Below are 16,604 nucleotides of genomic sequence, written 5' to 3' on the forward strand. Positions count from 1 at the left end.
AGCGATGACAAGGGCGGTTATTCCGCGCATGAGACGAAGTTACGCCCGTTGCGGACCTTCAACAAGGGGCTATTCGACCGCAGAAAACCGACGTTCAGCCTGAAATGGATCAGTCGAGCCGCATCGCCTCCGCCGCCAGCGATTCAGCCTCGATCAGCAGCGCGTCGTCGGCGAGCCCCATCGCGATCCGTTCCCGCCCGATCAGGGTCAGCACCGGTACGGCAAGAGGCGAGACTCGGGGCAGGTCGACATGCAGCATCGTCTCGGCCGCGCGGTCGAGCAGGTCGGCTAGGCGCCCCACATCGGTCATCTTGGCGCGCGCATCCGCCCAGGCCGCCTGGAGCAGCAAATGGCCCGGTTCATAGCGGCGCAGCACGTCGTAGATCAGGTCGGTGGAAAAGGTGACCTGTCGTCCCGTCTTGCGCTTGCCGGGATGCTGGCGCTCGACCAGCCCGCCGATCACCGCGACCTCGCGAAAGGCCCGCTTGAGCAGGGCCGAGCTCTGCACCCAGTCGACGAACTCGTCTTCGAGGATATCGGGTGACAGCAGCGTCGCGGGATCGGTGACGGGATCGAGCGAATAGCAGGCGATCGAATAGTCGCTGGCGACGAAGCCGAGCGGCCGATACCCTTGCGTCTCCATCCGCCGCGTCAGCAGCATGCCGAGCGACTGGTGTGCGTTCCACCCCTCGAAGCTGTAAGCGACCATGAAGTGCCGCCCCTCGTGCGGGAAAGTCTCGACCAGCAACTGGCCCGGGGTCGGCAGCTTCGAGCGCCGCGACTGCACCTCGAGCCATTCGCGAACGTCAGCGGGAAACCGTGGCCATTCAGTCGAGTCGGCCAGGAAGCCGCGTACCCGGTCGGCAAGGTTGGTCGAGATCGGCATGCGCGCGCCGCCATAGGTCGGGATTCGCGCGGGGCGGGCGGTCGCGCGGACGATCAGGTCCTCGGTATCGATCTTCTCCACTTCAAGGCTGGTGCCGGCGAAGAAGAAGGTGTCGCCCGGGCTCATCGAGGCGGCGAATGCCTCCTCCACCTTGCCCAATGTCCGTCCGTTCCGGAACCGCACCGTGAGCATCGTCGCCTCGACGATGATGCCGGCGTTCAGCCGATGCTGGGCGACGAAGCTCGGATGGCTGACGCGCCAGCTACCGTCCGGGTCCCGGGTCAGCCGCTTGAACTTCTCATAGGCCTTCAGCGCATAGCCGCCGTCGCGGATGAAGCCGAGCACCTGTTCGAACGTCTCCGTCTCCAGCGCCGAATAGGGCAGGGCGGAGCGAATCTCGTCGAGCATCTCCTCCTGCCGAAAGGGGGCCGCGCAGGCGCAGGCCATGACATGCTGGGCGAGCACGTCGAGCGCGCCGGTACGGAAGAGGTCGGGATCGAGCTCACCCGCCACGACCGCGTCCAGCGCCGCGCGCGCCTCGAGATATTCGAAGCGGTTGCCCGGCACGATCACCGCCTCCGACGATTCGTCCAGCCGGTGGTTGGATCGTCCGATCCGTTGCAGCAGCCGGGACGATCCCTTGGGCGCGCCCATCTGGATCACGCAATCGACATCGCCCCAGTCGACACCGAGATCGAGGCTCGCGGTCGCGACCAGCCCGCGCAGCCTGCCCGCCGCCATCGCCGCCTCCACCTTGCGCCGTGCTTCAAGCGAGAGGCTGCCGTGATGGATGCCGATCGGCAGCTGCATCGCGTTGACCTTCCACAGATCCTGGAAGATCAGTTCGGCCAGGCTGCGGGTGTTGCAGAAGATGATCGACGTCCTGTGAGTCTCGATCTCGGCCATGACCTGCTCGGCGGCGTAGCGCCCCGAATGCCCGGCCCAGGGGACGCGGCCCTCGGGCAGCAGGATGGCGATGTTCGGATCGGCGCCCGGCTCGCCTCGCACCAGCGTCACTTGATCGATGTCGCCGTCAGGCGCGAGCCAGGCGCGATAGCCGTCGGGATCGGCGACGGTGGCCGACAGGGCGACCCGGCGCAGCCCGGGCGCGAGCCGCTGAAGCCGCGCCATGCACAACGACAGCAGGTCACCGCGCTTGCCCGTCGCAAAGGCATGGACCTCATCGACTACGATCGTCTTCAGCCCCTCGAATATCAGGAAGCTGTCGGGATAGGACAAGAGCAGGCTGAGCGATTCCGGAGTGGTCAGCAGGATCTGCGGCGGGCGGATGCGCTGGCGTGCCTTGCGGTCGCTGGGGGTGTCGCCGGTGCGCGTCTCGATGCGGATGTCGAGCCCCATCTCCTCGACCGGGGTCAGCAGGTTGCGTTGCACATCGACCGCCAGCGCCTTGAGCGGCGAGACGTAGAGCGTGTGCAGGCCATCGGTGGGGGTTTCGATCAGCTCAACCAGCGTCGGCAGGAAGCCGGCCAGCGTCTTGCCGGCGCCGGTAGTGGCGACGAGCAGCCCGTGCCGCGCCGCTCGCCCGACCTCGAGCATGTCTAGCTGGTGCGAGCGCGGCACCCAGCCGCGCGACGCGAACCAGTTGGCAAGGGGAGCGGGAAGGGAAGGGCTCAACACTGAGGCTCAGCGGAAGGTCGATTCTGCGGGTGAGCCCCACTCATCACCCGCTCCGTTACCCCGGACTTGTTCCGGGGGCCACGGATCCGCAAACCAAGCGGTCGGCGAAGGTGCGGAACGGTGGATGCCGGAACAAGTCCGGCATGACCGAATGGGGGCAGCCGTCTCCACCCACTTCGCACGATCGACCCGGGTGGAGGTGGTTCAGGTAAAGAAGTGGAACTAGGCGGCATCCCATCCATATAGGCATCATGGCGAAACTCGGCGACTGGATCGATCCGCAACCGCACGGCATTCATGTAAAGCCCGCCGACGCGTGGATCGACCCGTCGCGCCCGTCGCCACGGGCGCTGGTCACGCACGGCCATGCGGATCATGCGCGGGGCGGGCACCACGCGGTCTGGGCGACGGCCGAGACCCTGGCGATCATGGAGGCACGCTACGGGCTCCAGGCCGGCCATCCGGTCGGCTATGGCGACACGATGCGCCTGGGCGATGTCGACATCCGCTTCGTGCCCGCGGGTCATGTGCTCGGGTCGGCGCAGATCGTGCTTGAGTATCGCGGCGAGACGATCGTCGTCTCGGGCGACTACAAGCGCCGCCCCGACCCGACCTGTGCCCCGTTCGAGCCGGTGCCATGCGATATCTTCGTCACCGAGGCGACCTTTGGCCTGCCCGTGTTCCGCCACCCGGAAACCGGCGACGAGATCGACAAGCTCACCGCCGCGCTCCACGCCAATCCGGATCGCTGCGTCCTGGTCGGCGCCTATGCGCTGGGCAAGGCGCAACGGGTGATCGCGGAGTTGCGCGCGCGGGGTTTTGACGACCCGATTTACATTCACGGGGCGCTCCAGCGGCTATGCGATCTCTATGTCGAGCATGGGGTCGACCTTGGCGAGCTGCGCCCGGCGACGGGCGTGCCGAAGGCCGAGTTGAAGGGCCGGATCGTCCTGGCGCCGCCTGGTGCGCTCAACGATCGCTGGTCGCGGCGGCTGCCCGATCCTATCACGGCCATGGCATCGGGCTGGATGCGCGTCCGCCAGCGCGCCGTGCAGCGCAATGTCGAGCTGCCGCTGATCCTGTCGGACCATGCCGATTGGGACGAGCTGACCGATACCCTGACCGAAATCGCACCGAAGGAAGTGTGGGTGACACATGGCCGGGAGGAGGCCCTGGTCCATTGGTGCATGACTCGCCAGATCAAGGCACGGGCGCTCGCCCTGATCGGCTATGAGGACGAGGATGACTGATCCGTCCGGTTGCGCGGCAGTATTCAGGCAGCTGCCCGTCCCGCCGACGATGCTTCCCCGGCATCGGGGGAGAACAGCCAGGCCTCGGCGGAGAAATGATCGTCGAAGCATCGGGCCGCACGATTCTCCAGCGCCCGCAGGAGCTGTGACCGGGCGAGGGTCGGCCCCGTCACGAACGCCAGCCGGCGCGACCGATAGTCAGGCGCTGACAGCATATCGCGGAACGCGGCCACGATCTCCTGCGACTGGATCTTCATCTCCCTGACGTCGTTGATCGTCAGATGCTGGTTCGGCCCGCACCGCAGGCTGGCATGCGCCACCCGGCGCGCTTCGAGAAATCCCTCGATATCGTCCGGTGAAAAGAACCCCGACAGCTTGATCCGCACGAGATCGCGGACCGGGTCGGCTTCAACATGGAAAGTCGCGCTCATTCCTCTCAACTACCGCGACTTGTTTGAAAAAAGCTGAACGCGGGGCCGCTCGTTCAGCCGGTCGGGCTTGCCTCGTACATCGAGATGCTCTCGCTGGCGGCGGCGAGGTCGCGGACCGCCGCGATGAAAGCGGTCGATCCCGGCTGGACGAAATGCGTCCTGAGCGCCGCCATGTCTTCCCAGCGCTCGAAGAAGAACAGCCGCAACGGGTTCTCGCAATCGACCTGCACCGAATGGCTGATGCAGCCCGGCTCGGTACGCGAGCGATGGACATGATCGAGGCTCGCCTGGCGTAGCGCTTCGAATGTTTCGGGTCGTGCGGTCACGCTTCCCGTGACGATAATCATCAGCTGACCCCCTCAAGCGCCTTTTGCCGTCGCCGCTGCACCGAGCTGCCGATGCCGAGTGCCTCGCGATATTTCGCGACGGTGCGTCGGGCGATGTCGAAGCCCTTGGCGTTGAGCAGTTCGACCAATGTGTCGTCGCTCAGGATCGCCTTGGGTTCCTCCGCCGCGATCAGCGCGCGGATCGCGCTCTTCACCGCCTGGGCCGACACCGCGTCGCCGCCGTCCGAGGACTGGATCGCCGAGGTGAAGAAATATTTCAGTTCGTAGAGCCCGCGCGCGCAACTCAGATATTTGTTGCTGGTCACGCGACTGACGGTCGATTCGTGCATCTCGATCGCGTCGGCCACCTGCCGCAGCGTCATCGGCTTCAGCTGCGAGACGCCGTGGACGAAGAAGGCTTCCTGCTGCTTCACGATCTCGGTCGCGACCTTGACGATGGTGCGCTGGCGCTGGTCGAGCGCCTTGACCAGCCAGTTGGCGCTGGCGAGGCATTCCGACAGCCAGGCCTTGCTTGCCTTGTCCTGGTGCCCGCCGGACAGCTCGACATAATAGCCGCGATTGACCAGCAGGCGCGGCAGGGTCGCTGCGTTGATCTCGATCGCCCAGCCGGTCTTGCGCCGCGCGACGAAGATGTCGGGCACCACCGCCTGCATCGCCTCGCCGCCGTAACGACAGCCGGGCTTGGGATCGTAATTGCGCAGCTCGCGGATCATGTCCGCCAGATCCTCGTCGTCGACATCGCAGATCCGCCTCAGCCGCGCCATGTCGCCCCGCGCGACGAGGTCGAGATTGTCGATCAGCCGCGCCATGCACGGATCGTAACGGTCGGCCTCCTTCGCCTGGAGCGCGAGGCATTCGGACAAGGATCGCGCGCCGACCCCGGTCGGATCGAAGGTCTGGATGATGCCAAGCACGTGCTCGACCCGGGCAAGCGCGACGCCGAGCCGGTTGGCGACTTCGAGCAGCGGCACGGTAAGGTATCCCGTCTCGTCGATCTGGTCGATCAGATGCGCGGCGATGAAGGCATCGGGCCCGTCGACCACGGGGCCGGCCTGCGCCAGCAGATGGTCGGCGAGATTCAGGCTGGTATCGGCGAAGCCGTCGAGATCGGGGCCATCCTCCCCCATCGCGCCACTGCTGGCGCCGTTCAGTCCGAGCGAACCGTCCATGCCGCCGCCGTCAGCGACACTGTCATGGTGAAAGCTCTCAACGGTGAAATCGACGTCGAGCGATGCTTCGCCCGTGCTGTCGCCGCCCATCAATAGCTCGTCCGCGGTCGCCGGCTCGTCCCGTGGCTCGGGCGGGGCTTCCCGCTCGAGAGTCGGACCGTCATCGTCGGGGGCTCCCGATTCGAGCAGGGGATTCTTCTCGATCTCCTCGGCGATGAAGCCCTCGACCTCGAGGTTCGACAGCGCGAGCAGGCGGATCGCCTGCTGCAACTGCGGCGTCATCACCAGCGATTGCGACTGGCGCAGATCGAGGCGCGGGGCGAGACTCATAGGATTAGAGCGAGAAGCCTTCGCCGAGATACAGCCGGCGGACATTGGCGTCGGCGACGAGTTCAGCGGGCGAGCCGGTGAACAGCACCCTTCCGTCATAGATGATGTACGCGCGGTCGACGATCTCGAGCGTCTCGCGCACATTGTGATCGGTGATCAGCACGCCGATGCCGCGCTTCTGCAGCTCGCAGATCAGGTCGCGGATATCGGCGATCGACAGCGGATCGATGCCGGCGAACGGCTCGTCGAGCAGCATGATCGACGGATCGGCCGCCAGCGCGCGTGCAATCTCGGCGCGGCGGCGTTCGCCGCCCGACAGCGCCATTGCCGGCGCGTCGCGCAGCCGGGTCAGGCCGAATTCGTCCAGCAGCGTGTCTAGCCGCTTCTGCCGCGCGGCGGGATGGGGCTCGGCGAGCTCAAGCACGGTCAGGATGTTCTTCTCAACCGTCAGCCCGCGGAAGATCGATGTCTCCTGCGGCAGATAGCCGAGGCCAAGGATGGCGCGCCGGTACATGGGCAGGCCGGTGATGTCGTCGCCGTCGAGCATGATCCGGCCCGAATCCGGCTTCACAAGGCCCATCACCGAATAGAAGCAGGTCGTCTTGCCCGCGCCGTTCGGCCCGAGCAGGCCGATCACCTCGCCCGGTCCGACCGAGACGGAGACATCGGAGAGCACGACGCGCTTGTCATAGGATTTGGCGATGGAGACGACCGACAGGCCCTTCATCACCGGCGCTTCGGTGATCGGTTCGACGTCGTCGAGGGTGGTCACATCGGTCATTCTGCGTCCCGTGCTCGCATCATATGGTTAAGAGGAGCTCGCCCCAACCGCGTTTGGCAGGCTTCGTGCATGGCTGCGAGCGAAACCCTGCACCAGACGCGTCGGCAAGGAAAGGGCCCCGCGGCGAGCCCGACGAAAAAGACGGCCGATGGCGTCGGCTCAGGGGGTGGGGGTCTGAGGCGTCTGAGTTCGTTTCGGTACCGAGAAGGTGCCGGTGACGCGGCCACCGCGTGTCGTGGTGGTGGCGCCCGGCGCGCTCGCGCCGCCGCTGACCGCCGACCCGTCGATTACCGCGCGCCCGGTATCGAGGTTGATCGTCAGGCGCGCGCCGTTGACGGTGTTGCCGCCCTGCAGCAACGACACGGCACCCAGCATGGTGATGACCCGACGGTTGAGATCATAGACGGCGAACTGGCTGCGCGCGGTCTGCTGCGGCCGCGTGACGACGACGCTGCCTGCCGCGTCGAGCCGCGATACCTGGGGGGAGCCGTCGACCACCTGCCCGGTATAGGCGACCGTCATCCGCGCCGAGTTCAGCGTCATCTCCGCCTGACGGACCGAGACGTTGCCGGTCAGGATCGCGCGATTCGCCTTGTCCTGCAGTTCGATATGATCGGCGCCGAAATCGATCGGCGCCGCCGAATCGTGGCGATTCTGCGCGGCCGCGCCCGAAGCGAGGAAGAAGGCGGCGAGCGCGAACAGGCGGGTCGAGTGAGCCATGGCCGCCTATCTCGTCCTTCGCGGCGTGATCCGCAAGCGTGCGTTGCCGTCGAGCCTGACGATATGGTTTTCGAGGTCGGCATTGAGGCGCGCCGCGCTGAACGTGCCCTGGGGCACCTTGCCGGTGGCCGCCCCGCCGCTCTGCAGCTGCCGCGTCTTCAGGTCGATCGTCGCATCGCGCGTGTCGAGCTGATAGCCGTCGGTGGTGCTGAAGCGAAGCGGGCCGTCGACCATGACCTGCTGGTTGTCCATATTATAGCGGCCGCGATCGGCCACCAGCCGCGCCGGTCCGTCGCGAAGCCCGATCTCGGCCGAAAGCTGGTTGAGCTGCACGATCGGTTCGGCCGACGTCTTCTGCACCGCCGAGCCGGCATTAAGCTGGAAGGGCTGACCCTTGCCGTCCTCGCCGCGATAGATCGCCGACTGGAGGCGCAGCCGTTCCTTGGCCACGTCGACCTTGTTCTTGTCGAGCAGGAAGCTGACGTCGCCGCTGCCGGCGAGCGGCATCATCACCAGGAATGCGGAGAGGACGCCGATCAGCAGCGGCAGGACGATGCGCAGGACGCCGATGACGCGGTCGTGGCTGCTGCCGGGCGCCGCCCAGATCTGCCGCGCCGAGCGGACGCTGACCGCGACGTCAGACATGCGCGAAGATGTCGACCTCCGGCCAGCCGGCCAGATCGAGATCGGCCCGCGAGGGCAGGAAATCGAAACAGGCCTTGGCGAGCGCGGCCCGGCCTTCGCGGGCCAGGCGACGGTCGAGTTCCTCGCGAAGCTTGTGGAGATAGCGCACGTCGGACGCCGCATAGTCCTTTTGCGCGTCGGAGAGAATCGGACCGCCCCAGTCGGACGATTGCTGCGCCTTGGAAATATCCTGGCCGAGCAGCTCGCGGACCAGCTCCTTCAGGCCGTGCCGGTCGGTATAGGTGCGCACCAGCCGCGACGCGGTCTTGGTGCAATAGGCCGGGGCGGCGTCGACATGCAGATAATGCTTGATCGCCGCGAGATCGAAGCGCGCGAAATGATAGAGCTTCACCCGATCCGGGTCGGCGAGCAGGGCCCGCAGATTGGGGGCGGCATAGTCGCTGCCGGGGGAGAAGCGAACGAGATGCTCGTCCGGGCCGCCATCGGAAAGCTGGACGACACACAGCCGGTCGCGCGGCGTGATCAGTCCCATCGTCTCGGTGTCGACGGCAATATCGGCGCCCGCCTCGAACAGGCCGGCGGGGGTGTCTTCTTCGTGCAGATGAACGGTCATCCGGTCCGCCTAGCCGCGAACTGGCCCGCGCTCAATGCCCGCCGTCCGGAGCCTTTTTCCGCTCGCGCGCTTTTCGCGACCAGATGTTGAGGGATTCGACCCCGGCCGAGAACGCCATGGCGCTGTAGATATAGCCCTTGGGCACATGCACGCCGAAGCCGTCGGCAATCAGCACGGCGCCGATCATCAGCAGGAAGCCGAGCGCCAGCATCACCACCGTCGGGTTGCGCTCGATGAAATTGGCGAGCGGGTTCGCCGCGAACATCATCACGCCGACCGCGACGACCACCGCGATGATCATCACCGGCAGATCGTCGGTCATGCCGATCGCGGTCAGGATCGAATCGATCGAAAAGACCATGTCGAGCAGCAGGATCTGGATGATCGCCGCCCAGAAGCCCATCACCGCGCGGCCCTTCTTGTCGAGGGCCTCGCCCGATTCATGGGGGTCCATGCTGTGATGGATCTCCTTGGTCGCCTTCCACAGCAGGAAGAGGCCGCCCGCGATCAGGATCAGGTCGCGAATCGAGAAGGCCGTCTCGAAGCTGGGCACGCCATGCGAATCGAGGCCGCCCCTCAGCCCCAGGTCGAACACCGGGACGGTCATGCTGGCGATCCACGCGATGGTCGACAGTAGCCCGAGGCGCAGAATCAGGGCCAGGCTGATGCCGACGCGCCGAACCTGGATGCGCTGGCCCTCGGGCAGCTTGTTCGACAGGATCGAGATGAAGATCAGATTGTCGATCCCGAGCACCACCTCCATCACGATCAGCGTGGCCAGCGCAGCCCATGTCGCGGGGTCGGAGAAGATGGAGAGGATGGACATATGTGTGGCTCTGCCGCCTCACCTGAGCCGACGCAAGCAAGCTGTGCCGCAATTAAGACGAATTTATTCGCAGCTTGACCGGATTTACGCTACACCGACTCGGTGGCGCGATAGGTTTGGCGTCCGAACAACCGCGCTTTCGTCCAGCGCGGGCGTGTTGATATGGCGATTTGGGCGAGGCCGGGAAGACGAACAGGGCATGAGTTTCGATAAAGGACGCCGCGGGGATCGCGGTGGGCGTGGCCGCGATAAGCGCGACGGTTTCGGCGGCGATGATTTCGGTGGCGGCGGCTTCGGCGGTGGCGATCGTTTCGGCGGCGGCGGTGATCGATTCGGTGGCGGTGGCGACCGTTTCGGCGGTGGCGGTGATCGATTTGGCGGCGGTGGCGGCGGCGGCGGTGGTTTCCGCAGCGGCGGCGGTGGCGGCTTCGGTGGTGGCGGCGGTGGCGGTGGCCGCGGCATGCCTCCCCAGGTTGTCGGCGAAGGCACCGGCGTGGTCAAATTCTTCAACGGTCAAAAGGGCTTCGGCTTCGTCGTCCGTGATGACGGCGGCGAGGATGTGTTCGTGCACATCTCAGCGGTCGAGCAGGCGGGCCTGACCGGTCTGGCCGAGGGGCAGCCGCTTGGCTTCACCCTGGTCGATCGTGGCGGCCGCATCTCGGCAACCGACCTCAAGATCGAGGGCGAGCCCCTCCCGGTCACCGATCGCGGTCCGCCGCGTGAGCGTGACGCGGCTGGTCCGGGCGGCCCGCGCGGTGGCGCGGGTGCCGGCGGTGCCGGCCCGCAGCGTCAGCTGACCGGTGAGAAGGCGACGGGCACCGTCAAGTTCTTCAACGCGATGAAGGGCTTCGGCTTCATTCAGCGCGACGACGGACAGCCTGATGCATTCGTGCACATCTCCGCGGTCGAACGCGGCGGCATGACCAGCCTCAACGAGGGCGACCGGCTCGAATTCGAGCTCGAGGTCGATCGGCGCGGCAAGTATGCGGCGGTGAACCTCACCTCTATCGCGTAAGGCCAGGCCACAAGCCTGTTCCCGAGGCGAGAAGATCAAGACCCGGCATGCTTTAGGGCATGTCGGGTTTTTCTTTGCTGCCGGCCCGAAGTCGAAGGCGCACAACGTCCGCTAGGTAGTGGACGTTGAAGAGGCCGGTTCATGCATCGTCTGTTTGTTGTCCTGCTGGCACTCGCGCTGACAGCCCCCGCCACGGCCGCCCCCGCGCCGCGCCTGGCGATCTCCAGCTTCGAGCAACTCGCGAAGCCCCTGCCGCTTCCCTACGACGAACAGGCCAATGGGCAGGCAGTAGTCGCCGCCGCCAAGGCGCGCGCGAAGGCCCGTCACAAGCTGCTGCTGATCGATCTGGGTGGCAATTGGTGCCTCGACTGCAGGCTGCTCGCCGGGACGATGGACCTTCCCCAGCTCAGCAAATTCATTGCCGCCCATTATGAGGTGGCGATCGTCGATGTCGGCCGATTCGACAAGAATCTCGATATCCCGGCACGGTATGGCATCAAGGGCCGCATGGAAGGCGTGCCGAGCGTGCTGATCGTCGATCCGCGCAGTGACCGGCTGATCAACCAGGGGCGCACCGCGGCCCTGGCCGATGCGCGCAGCATGACGCCCCAGGCGCTCGCCGACTGGCTGGCGGGCTGGACGAAATGATCAGCCGGCAAGGATAAGGGTGGCACCGCCAAGGATCCCGAATACGCCGATGATCCGTCCGGCGGTCGCACGCTCCTTCAGGAACAGTATCGAGATCAGCAGGGCGGTGACCATGCCCGTCTCGCGGAGCGCCGCGAGCGGTGCGGTCGGGCCGAGCGAGAAGGCGGTGAGCGCGAGGCCATAGGTCAGGATCGACAGGATTCCGGCGATTGCGCCCGGACGCCATTGAGCCCGCGCCGCCGCGAACATCGCGCCGCGGGAAAGAAGGCCGAACATCGCGACCACCACCACGCCCATCTGGACGAAGACCCAGGCGATATAGCTGGCGGCACTCGGCGCCGCGCGCACGCCGGTCGCATCGACCACGGTATAGCCGGCGATGCACAGCCCGGTGAGCAGCGACCATCCAAGCGCGGCGCGACCGAGATGCCGGCCGGCGATCATCATGAACATCGCCGCTCCGATCAGCGCGATTCCGGCGATCTGGCCGGCCGTGGCGTGCTCGCCAAGAAGGCCGATGGTCACGCCGGCCGTGACCAGCGGCGCGGTGCCGCGCAGGACGGGATAGACCGCCGACAGATCGCCGACCTTGTAGGCACGGACCAGCGCATAAAGGTACAGGCCATGGATCAGCGCGCTGGCCGCGAGATAAAACCAGGCGCCGTGCGGCAGCGGCACGAACAGGGTGGCGGGCAGCAGGATGAGCGCGCTGGTGCCGTCGGTGACGGCCCGACCCGCCGCCTTGTCGCGGCCGCCTTTCACGATCGCGTTGACCACTGCATGGATCGAGCCCGAGGCGATCATCATCAGCGCGGCGAGGGCGTAGGCGGGCATGCGAACGGCATGAAGGGCCCCATCGGCCAGGGCAAGCGCCGGACTGTCGAAACTGGACCTCGGCAATCCGGCCGACCTCAGGTGATCAGCTTCCTCAATGCGGCCAGCATGTCCGCCTCGGCCGCCGGCTTGTCGGTTCGGATTCGGGCGATGCGGGGGAAGCGCATCGCGACGCCCGATTTATGACGCTTCGATTCGTGGATCGAATCGAATGCGATCTCCAGCACCAGAGTCTTCTCGACCTCGCGTACCGGGCCGAAGCGGTTGAGCGTGTGGCCGCGCACGAAGCCGTCGAGCATCTTCAGTTCCTCATCGGTGATGCCCGAATAGGCCTTGCCGACGGGCAGCAACTCGCCTGCGTCGGTCCAGCAGCCAAAGGTATAGTCGGAATAGAAGGAGGAGCGGCGGCCGTTGCCGCGCTGGGCGTACATCATCACGCAATCGGCGGTGAGCGGATCGCGTTTCCATTTGTACCAGAGGCCAACCCGCCGGCCGGTGACATAGGGCGAATCGCGACGCTTGAGCATCACGCCCTCGATCGAGGCATCGCGCGCGCCGGCGCGGATGCCTTCAAGCTCGGTGAAATCGGCTGCGTCGATCACCTCGCTGACATCGAAGCGGTTGGGGTCGAGCTGCCGTGCAAAGGCTTCAAGCCGAGGGCGCCGACCCGACCAGGGGAGTTCGCGCAGATCCTCGGTCTCCTCGAACAATATGTCGTAGAGCCGGACGAAGGCAGGGTAGTCGGCCAGCATCTTCGCCGAGACGGTCTTCCGCCCGAGCCGCTGCTGGAGAGCGTTGAAGCTCGCGGCGCCCCCGCCTTCCTCCAGCGTCCCGCCCTGGAAGGTCCCCTTCACCATCAATTCGCCGTCGAGCACGCCGGGGACGGTGAAATCGCGTGCGACGTCGGGAAAGCTGCCGGTGATATCGTCCCCGGCGCGGCTGTAGAGTCGGGTCTCGCCGCCGACATGGACGATCTGCACCCGGATGCCGTCCCATTTCCACTCGGCCGCATAATCGTCGAGACTGACGCGCAGATCAGCGAGTGGATGGGCGAGCATGAACGGGCGGAAGACCGGCACGTCCGCGGCGGTCGGCTGCCGGCCGCGCCCCTCGGCCCAGGCGAACAATGCGGCATAAGGCGGCGCGATGCCGTGCCACACTTCTTCAACCGCCTCGACGTCGAGGGCGAATGCCTGGGCAAGCGCCGTCTTGGCCAGGCGTGCCGAAACGCCGATGCGCAATGCCCCCGTCGCCATCTTGAGCAGGGCGAAGCGTTCGTCGGCGTCGAGCCGGTCGAGCATGCCGGCGAGCGCCGCCGGGGCGTCGGATCGCGACAGCGAGCCCAGCCGCTCGACGACCTGCGCGACCGTGAGCGGTTCGCCATCGGCCGGCGGCGTTTCCGGGGCGGGCCAGAGCAGGGCGACGGTTTCCGCGCTGTCGCCGACATAATCGCGGCTCATGCGGGACAGCACGGGATCGACCCGCTCCTCGATCAGCGCCCGGATCATCGCTGGCTTGACCGCCGGTAGATCGAGATCGCCGGTCAGCGCGGCCATCGCCCAGCCGCGATCGGGGTCGGGCGCGGCAAGCAGATAGTCTGCGATCAGCTTCAGCTTCGCGTTGCGGGACCGGGTGTAGATCAGCCGGTCGAGAAGGTCGGCAAAGGCACGCATCACGACTGAACATGGCGCCGCCGCCCGGGTTCCGCCAGCGCGATCACGCGGCTATGCGGAAACGATGCGCTTCCTTCTCTCTCTTCTCGTCGCCCTGATCGTCGCGTTGGGCGGGGTGCTGCTGCTGGCCTTTCTCAGCGCCCGTGCCGACCCGATCGTCCGCCGCGCCGATGTAGCGCTGCCCGGGTGGCCGGCGGGCGCTGCGCCGGTGCGGGTCGTGCTGGTCAGCGACGTGCATATCGGCAGCGCCGCGATGACGCAGGGCCGGCTGGCCCGGATCGTCGGCCAGATCAATGCGCTGTCTCCCGACCTTGTCGTGCTCGCCGGAGATTTCGTCTTCGGACATGATCCGGCCCCGGCGGCGGAAATGGCGGAGATGCTGGTCGAGCCCCTGTCCGGCCTGCGGGCACGACTGGGGGTCGTCGCGACGCTCGGCAATCACGATCACTGGACTCAGCCGGCGCTGATCCGTCGCGCGCTCGAGCGGGCGCATGTCACCGTGCTGGAGAATCAGGCGGTGGCGCGCGGGCCGCTGGCGATTGGCGGCGTGGGCGATCTGTTCAGCCATCACGCCGACCTGCGCGCGACAATGGCCGCGGTGGAGGCTCTGCCGGGCGCTCGTATGATGGTGACCCATTCGCCCGATCTGGCGTCGAGCCTGCCGCCCGATCTCACCTTGCTGCTGGCCGGCCATACGCATTGCGGGCAGGTCGTGCTACCGTTGCTGGGGCCGGTGAGCGAGGTCGCGCAGCCGCGCTATCGATGCGGCATGGTGCGCGAGGGTGGCAGGACGACGGTCGTGACGGGTGGGCTCGGCACCAGCGGGGCGTCGTTTCGCCTGGGGGCGCCGCCGGACCTGTGGCTTCTCACGCTTGGCCCGGCGGGGCAGGCGTCTAGTCGATCGCGTTCCTGATGCCCTTGCCCGCGAGCAGGCCGAGCACCAGCAACACGACAAAGGCGGCGATCGCGATGAAGAACAGCAGCTTGGCGATGCCGATAAAGGCGCCGCCAAGGCCGCCGAACCCAAGCAGCGCGAGTACCAGTCCGACGACGAGGAAGATGATGGCCCAGCGAATCATGTCACTCTCCTGAGATATGGGAGTGGAACGACGCGCCGGGCCGGCTTGTTCCGCGGATCAGCCCTTGCGGCTCGCCTCGAACAGGAACCAGGCGCGCTCCTCGGCCTGGTCAGTCCATTCGTCGAGAATGCCGCTGGTCGCATTGTCCTTGGCGGTGTCGACGATGTCCTTTGCTTCGCGCAGGCTCTCGACCAGCTTCAGATTATCGTCGCGCAGTTCCGCCAGCATGTCGGCCGCGGAGACGAAGGGCGCGTCATTGTCCTTGATGGTCTGATGGCGCGAGACGTCGCCGATGGAGCGCAGGGTGGTGTTGCCGGTCTTGCGCACGCGCTCGGCGATCGCGTCGGTCGTCGCGAAGATCTGCGCTGCCTGCGCGTCGAGCATCAGGTGATAGTCGTGGAAATGCGGGCCCGACACGTGCCAGTGGAAATTCTTGGTCTTGAAGTAGATCGCGAACGAATCGGCGAGGATGCCGTTCAGCGCTTCGGCCACAGTCTTCGCTGCGTTGGTCTTGATGTCGGTGGGGGTTTTCAGCGGTGCGGCGGGATCGGCCATGGTGCAAGTCCTCGGGTTGGTTTCGTTGCGAGAACGGTTCGATAGCGCAAAGGCTCCGTCATCGCTTCGGGATTTGTCCCGATCACCGCAATCGAGCCGCTAGATAAGACGCAGCGCCGAGAATCCCAGGATCGCGCCGACGATGAGGAACAGGATGCCGATCGTGATTCGGATCGCCGCCAGAGGTAGCTTCCTGCGCGCTTCCTCGCCGATGAGGATCGCGGCTATGTTGACGACGATCGCCCCGATCGTCGCCCCGACCGCGGCCAGGGCCGGCGTCGGGCTGCGTGCGGCAAGCGCCGCGGTGATGAACTGGGTCCGGTCGCCGAACCCCAGGATCGCGACGCCGAACAGGCTGGTCAGGAAGGCGCCGATCCGCCAGCCCGACAGGCGGTCGGGCGGCTTGATCGGGAACAGCGCGGATCCTCCGCCGAGGATCAGCGCGAGCGCCAGCAGCAATGTCTGGGCGTTGGGCACCATGCGCGGGCCGATGATCGCGCCGCCGATCGCGCCGATCGCGTTGATGATCGCCAGGGCGATGGCGGTGCCGGCGATCACCGCGCCGGGCCGGGCGAATCGCGTCGACAGGATGGCGGTCAGCCAGGGGGTCCGGTCGCTCGCCTGCGCGAGGATCGCCGCGACGAAGGCGGCCATCAGCGCATCCATCGGCCGATTCTAGCTTTGGAGCCGGACGGAGCAGGCAGCGGCGAAGGTCTCGCAGGCAGCGCGGTCGTGCCGGTCGCACCCGACCGCGTCGCCGAGGATCGAAAGCCAGCCCTGGAGCAGCGCGCCGCGCTCGCCGCGCGCCAGGGCGGATTCGAGTGCCTGTGTCACGGCGACCGCCGGAAACAGGCCGTGGCGATGGGCGATTCGCCGGATCGAATCGATCTCCATGGCGATGTCACCGATGCGTTGTCCGCCCGCTCGCGCGCCGATCAAGCCGATTCGCGCCGCCAGTTCGGACTGTATCCGATCGATCGAGACCTGTGCCTTTGCCATGTTCTCATCTCCCGCCTGCGCGAGAAAGCTGCGCCCTCCACGGTAAACAGCGCGTTAACTGGCCTCTCAGGGTTGACATAAGGGCGACTCTTCGCCATCGGGCAGCGCTTGAGAGCGGCGGCTTGTTCGCCGCTTTTGCTTTTTCAGCATACAGGATTTCAGGTC

At 66.5% G+C, this 16,604-nt stretch carries 19 protein-coding genes; 4 read left to right on the forward strand and 15 right to left on the reverse strand.

Going from position 1 to position 16,604, the window contains the following annotated elements:
- Positions 1-109: 109 nt before the first annotated feature.
- Entirely contained in the window at positions 110-2,524 is a 2,415-nt protein-coding gene (locus P0Y59_19395; protein ID WEJ99086.1) for a ligase-associated DNA damage response DEXH box helicase, read from the reverse strand.
- Positions 2,525-2,775: 251 nt separating this feature from the next.
- Here P0Y59_19395 and P0Y59_19400 point away from each other — a divergent pair, with 251 nt between their 5' ends.
- Positions 2,776-3,774, forward strand: coding sequence for a ligase-associated DNA damage response exonuclease (locus P0Y59_19400; GenBank protein ID WEJ99087.1), 999 nt, complete (start codon positions 2,776-2,778; stop codon positions 3,772-3,774).
- A 23-nt stretch (positions 3,775-3,797) separates the two neighbouring features.
- On the opposite strand, the gene P0Y59_19405 is transcribed toward P0Y59_19400, so the two are convergent.
- The 8 genes from P0Y59_19405 to P0Y59_19440 form a co-directional block, all read right to left on the reverse strand.
- Positions 3,798-4,205, reverse strand: coding sequence for a hypothetical protein (locus P0Y59_19405; GenBank protein WEJ99088.1), 408 nt, complete (start codon positions 4,203-4,205; stop codon positions 3,798-3,800).
- 53 nt (positions 4,206-4,258) lie between these two features.
- Complete coding sequence (locus tag P0Y59_19410; protein ID WEJ99089.1) at positions 4,259-4,552, reverse strand: putative quinol monooxygenase; 294 nt, start codon at positions 4,550-4,552, stop codon at positions 4,259-4,261.
- Positions 4,552-6,051: an RNA polymerase factor sigma-54 gene (gene rpoN, locus P0Y59_19415; protein WEJ99090.1), complete on the reverse strand. Its 1,500-nt coding sequence runs from the start codon at positions 6,049-6,051 to the stop codon at positions 4,552-4,554. Before rpoN ends, P0Y59_19410 begins: the two co-directional genes overlap by 1 nt.
- A gap of 4 nt (positions 6,052-6,055) precedes the next feature.
- Positions 6,056-6,832 (reverse strand): LPS export ABC transporter ATP-binding protein, encoded by a 777-nt coding sequence (gene lptB / locus P0Y59_19420; GenBank protein ID WEJ99091.1) that lies wholly within the window; start codon positions 6,830-6,832, stop codon positions 6,056-6,058.
- Positions 6,833-6,991: 159 nt separating this feature from the next.
- Entirely contained in the window at positions 6,992-7,552 is a 561-nt protein-coding gene (locus P0Y59_19425) for an LptA/OstA family protein (protein WEJ99092.1), read from the reverse strand.
- A gap of 6 nt (positions 7,553-7,558) precedes the next feature.
- The gene (lptC, locus tag P0Y59_19430; protein ID WEJ99093.1) at positions 7,559-8,197 is read right to left on the reverse strand and encodes an LPS export ABC transporter periplasmic protein LptC; all 639 of its coding nucleotides are present in this window, start codon (positions 8,195-8,197) and stop codon (positions 7,559-7,561) included.
- On the reverse strand, positions 8,190-8,810 hold the full coding sequence (locus P0Y59_19435) for a ribonuclease D (protein WEJ99094.1): 621 nt from the start codon (positions 8,808-8,810) through the stop codon (positions 8,190-8,192). Before P0Y59_19435 ends, lptC begins: the two co-directional genes overlap by 8 nt.
- Before the next feature lie 31 nt (positions 8,811-8,841).
- Positions 8,842-9,636, reverse strand: a complete 795-nt coding sequence (locus P0Y59_19440; GenBank protein WEJ99095.1) for a TerC family protein — start codon at positions 9,634-9,636, stop codon at positions 8,842-8,844.
- A gap of 199 nt (positions 9,637-9,835) precedes the next feature.
- On the opposite strand from P0Y59_19440, the gene P0Y59_19445 reads away from it, so the two are divergent.
- Together P0Y59_19445 and P0Y59_19450 are read left to right on the forward strand one after the other, a co-directional pair.
- Entirely contained in the window at positions 9,836-10,651 is an 816-nt protein-coding gene (locus P0Y59_19445; GenBank protein WEJ99096.1) for a cold-shock protein, read from the forward strand.
- Positions 10,652-10,792: 141 nt separating this feature from the next.
- The gene (locus tag P0Y59_19450) at positions 10,793-11,299 is read left to right on the forward strand and encodes a thioredoxin family protein (GenBank protein ID WEJ99097.1); all 507 of its coding nucleotides are present in this window, start codon (positions 10,793-10,795) and stop codon (positions 11,297-11,299) included.
- Here the strand turns inward: P0Y59_19450 and P0Y59_19455 are convergent, their stop codons facing one another.
- Both P0Y59_19455 and P0Y59_19460 read right to left on the reverse strand, forming a co-directional pair.
- Entirely contained in the window at positions 11,300-12,133 is an 834-nt protein-coding gene (locus tag P0Y59_19455) for a DMT family transporter (GenBank protein WEJ99098.1), read from the reverse strand.
- Between the two features lie 77 nt (positions 12,134-12,210).
- Positions 12,211-13,806 (reverse strand): cisplatin damage response ATP-dependent DNA ligase, encoded by a 1,596-nt coding sequence (locus tag P0Y59_19460; GenBank protein WEJ99099.1) that lies wholly within the window; start codon positions 13,804-13,806, stop codon positions 12,211-12,213.
- A 64-nt stretch (positions 13,807-13,870) separates the two neighbouring features.
- Between P0Y59_19460 and P0Y59_19465 the strand changes: the two genes are divergently transcribed.
- Complete coding sequence (locus tag P0Y59_19465) at positions 13,871-14,719, forward strand: metallophosphoesterase (GenBank protein ID WEJ99100.1); 849 nt, start codon at positions 13,871-13,873, stop codon at positions 14,717-14,719.
- Here the strand turns inward: P0Y59_19465 and P0Y59_19470 are convergent.
- From P0Y59_19470 to P0Y59_19485, 4 genes are all read right to left on the reverse strand, one after another.
- On the reverse strand, positions 14,700-14,885 hold the full coding sequence (locus tag P0Y59_19470) for a DUF1328 domain-containing protein (GenBank protein ID WEJ99101.1): 186 nt from the start codon (positions 14,883-14,885) through the stop codon (positions 14,700-14,702). The two genes, P0Y59_19465 and P0Y59_19470, sit on opposite strands and share 20 nt — an antisense overlap.
- Before the next feature lie 57 nt (positions 14,886-14,942).
- On the reverse strand, positions 14,943-15,440 hold the full coding sequence (locus tag P0Y59_19475; GenBank protein ID WEJ99102.1) for a DNA starvation/stationary phase protection protein: 498 nt from the start codon (positions 15,438-15,440) through the stop codon (positions 14,943-14,945).
- Positions 15,441-15,539: 99 nt separating this feature from the next.
- The gene (locus P0Y59_19480) at positions 15,540-16,094 is read right to left on the reverse strand and encodes a TMEM165/GDT1 family protein (protein ID WEJ99103.1); all 555 of its coding nucleotides are present in this window, start codon (positions 16,092-16,094) and stop codon (positions 15,540-15,542) included.
- A gap of 21 nt (positions 16,095-16,115) precedes the next feature.
- Complete coding sequence (locus tag P0Y59_19485) at positions 16,116-16,439, reverse strand: hypothetical protein (protein ID WEJ99104.1); 324 nt, start codon at positions 16,437-16,439, stop codon at positions 16,116-16,118.
- Between the last annotated feature and the right edge of the window lie 165 nt (positions 16,440-16,604).

Origin of the sequence: Candidatus Sphingomonas phytovorans (genome assembly GCA_029202385.1) — a bacterium.
Taxonomy (GTDB): Bacteria; Pseudomonadota; Alphaproteobacteria; order Sphingomonadales; family Sphingomonadaceae; genus Sphingomonas; species Sphingomonas phytovorans.

What these genes read in the sequence shown, in the direction of transcription:
- P0Y59_19400 (WEJ99087.1), top strand. Translation starts at nt 2,776, where the DNA reads ATGGCGAAACTCGGCGACTGGATCGATCCGCAACCGCACGGCATTCAT.
- P0Y59_19405 (WEJ99088.1), bottom strand. Translation starts at nt 4,205, where the DNA reads ATGAGCGCGACTTTCCATGTTGAAGCCGACCCGGTCCGCGATCTCGTG.
- P0Y59_19410 (WEJ99089.1), bottom strand. Translation starts at nt 4,552, where the DNA reads ATGATTATCGTCACGGGAAGCGTGACCGCACGACCCGAAACATTCGAA.
- rpoN (WEJ99090.1), bottom strand. Translation starts at nt 6,051, where the DNA reads ATGAGTCTCGCCCCGCGCCTCGATCTGCGCCAGTCGCAATCGCTGGTG.
- lptB (WEJ99091.1), bottom strand. Translation starts at nt 6,832, where the DNA reads ATGACCGATGTGACCACCCTCGACGACGTCGAACCGATCACCGAAGCG.
- P0Y59_19425 (WEJ99092.1), bottom strand. Translation starts at nt 7,552, where the DNA reads ATGGCTCACTCGACCCGCCTGTTCGCGCTCGCCGCCTTCTTCCTCGCT.
- lptC (WEJ99093.1), bottom strand. Translation starts at nt 8,197, where the DNA reads ATGTCTGACGTCGCGGTCAGCGTCCGCTCGGCGCGGCAGATCTGGGCG.
- P0Y59_19435 (WEJ99094.1), bottom strand. Translation starts at nt 8,810, where the DNA reads ATGACCGTTCATCTGCACGAAGAAGACACCCCCGCCGGCCTGTTCGAG.
- P0Y59_19440 (WEJ99095.1), bottom strand. Translation starts at nt 9,636, where the DNA reads ATGTCCATCCTCTCCATCTTCTCCGACCCCGCGACATGGGCTGCGCTG.
- P0Y59_19445 (WEJ99096.1), top strand. Translation starts at nt 9,836, where the DNA reads ATGAGTTTCGATAAAGGACGCCGCGGGGATCGCGGTGGGCGTGGCCGC.
- P0Y59_19450 (WEJ99097.1), top strand. Translation starts at nt 10,793, where the DNA reads ATGCATCGTCTGTTTGTTGTCCTGCTGGCACTCGCGCTGACAGCCCCC.
- P0Y59_19455 (WEJ99098.1), bottom strand. Translation starts at nt 12,133, where the DNA reads ATGCCCGCCTACGCCCTCGCCGCGCTGATGATGATCGCCTCGGGCTCG.
- P0Y59_19460 (WEJ99099.1), bottom strand. Translation starts at nt 13,806, where the DNA reads ATGCGTGCCTTTGCCGACCTTCTCGACCGGCTGATCTACACCCGGTCC.
- P0Y59_19465 (WEJ99100.1), top strand. Translation starts at nt 13,871, where the DNA reads ATGCGCTTCCTTCTCTCTCTTCTCGTCGCCCTGATCGTCGCGTTGGGC.
- P0Y59_19470 (WEJ99101.1), bottom strand. Translation starts at nt 14,885, where the DNA reads ATGATTCGCTGGGCCATCATCTTCCTCGTCGTCGGACTGGTACTCGCG.
- P0Y59_19475 (WEJ99102.1), bottom strand. Translation starts at nt 15,440, where the DNA reads ATGGCCGATCCCGCCGCACCGCTGAAAACCCCCACCGACATCAAGACC.
- P0Y59_19480 (WEJ99103.1), bottom strand. Translation starts at nt 16,094, where the DNA reads ATGGCCGCCTTCGTCGCGGCGATCCTCGCGCAGGCGAGCGACCGGACC.
- P0Y59_19485 (WEJ99104.1), bottom strand. Translation starts at nt 16,439, where the DNA reads ATGGCAAAGGCACAGGTCTCGATCGATCGGATACAGTCCGAACTGGCG.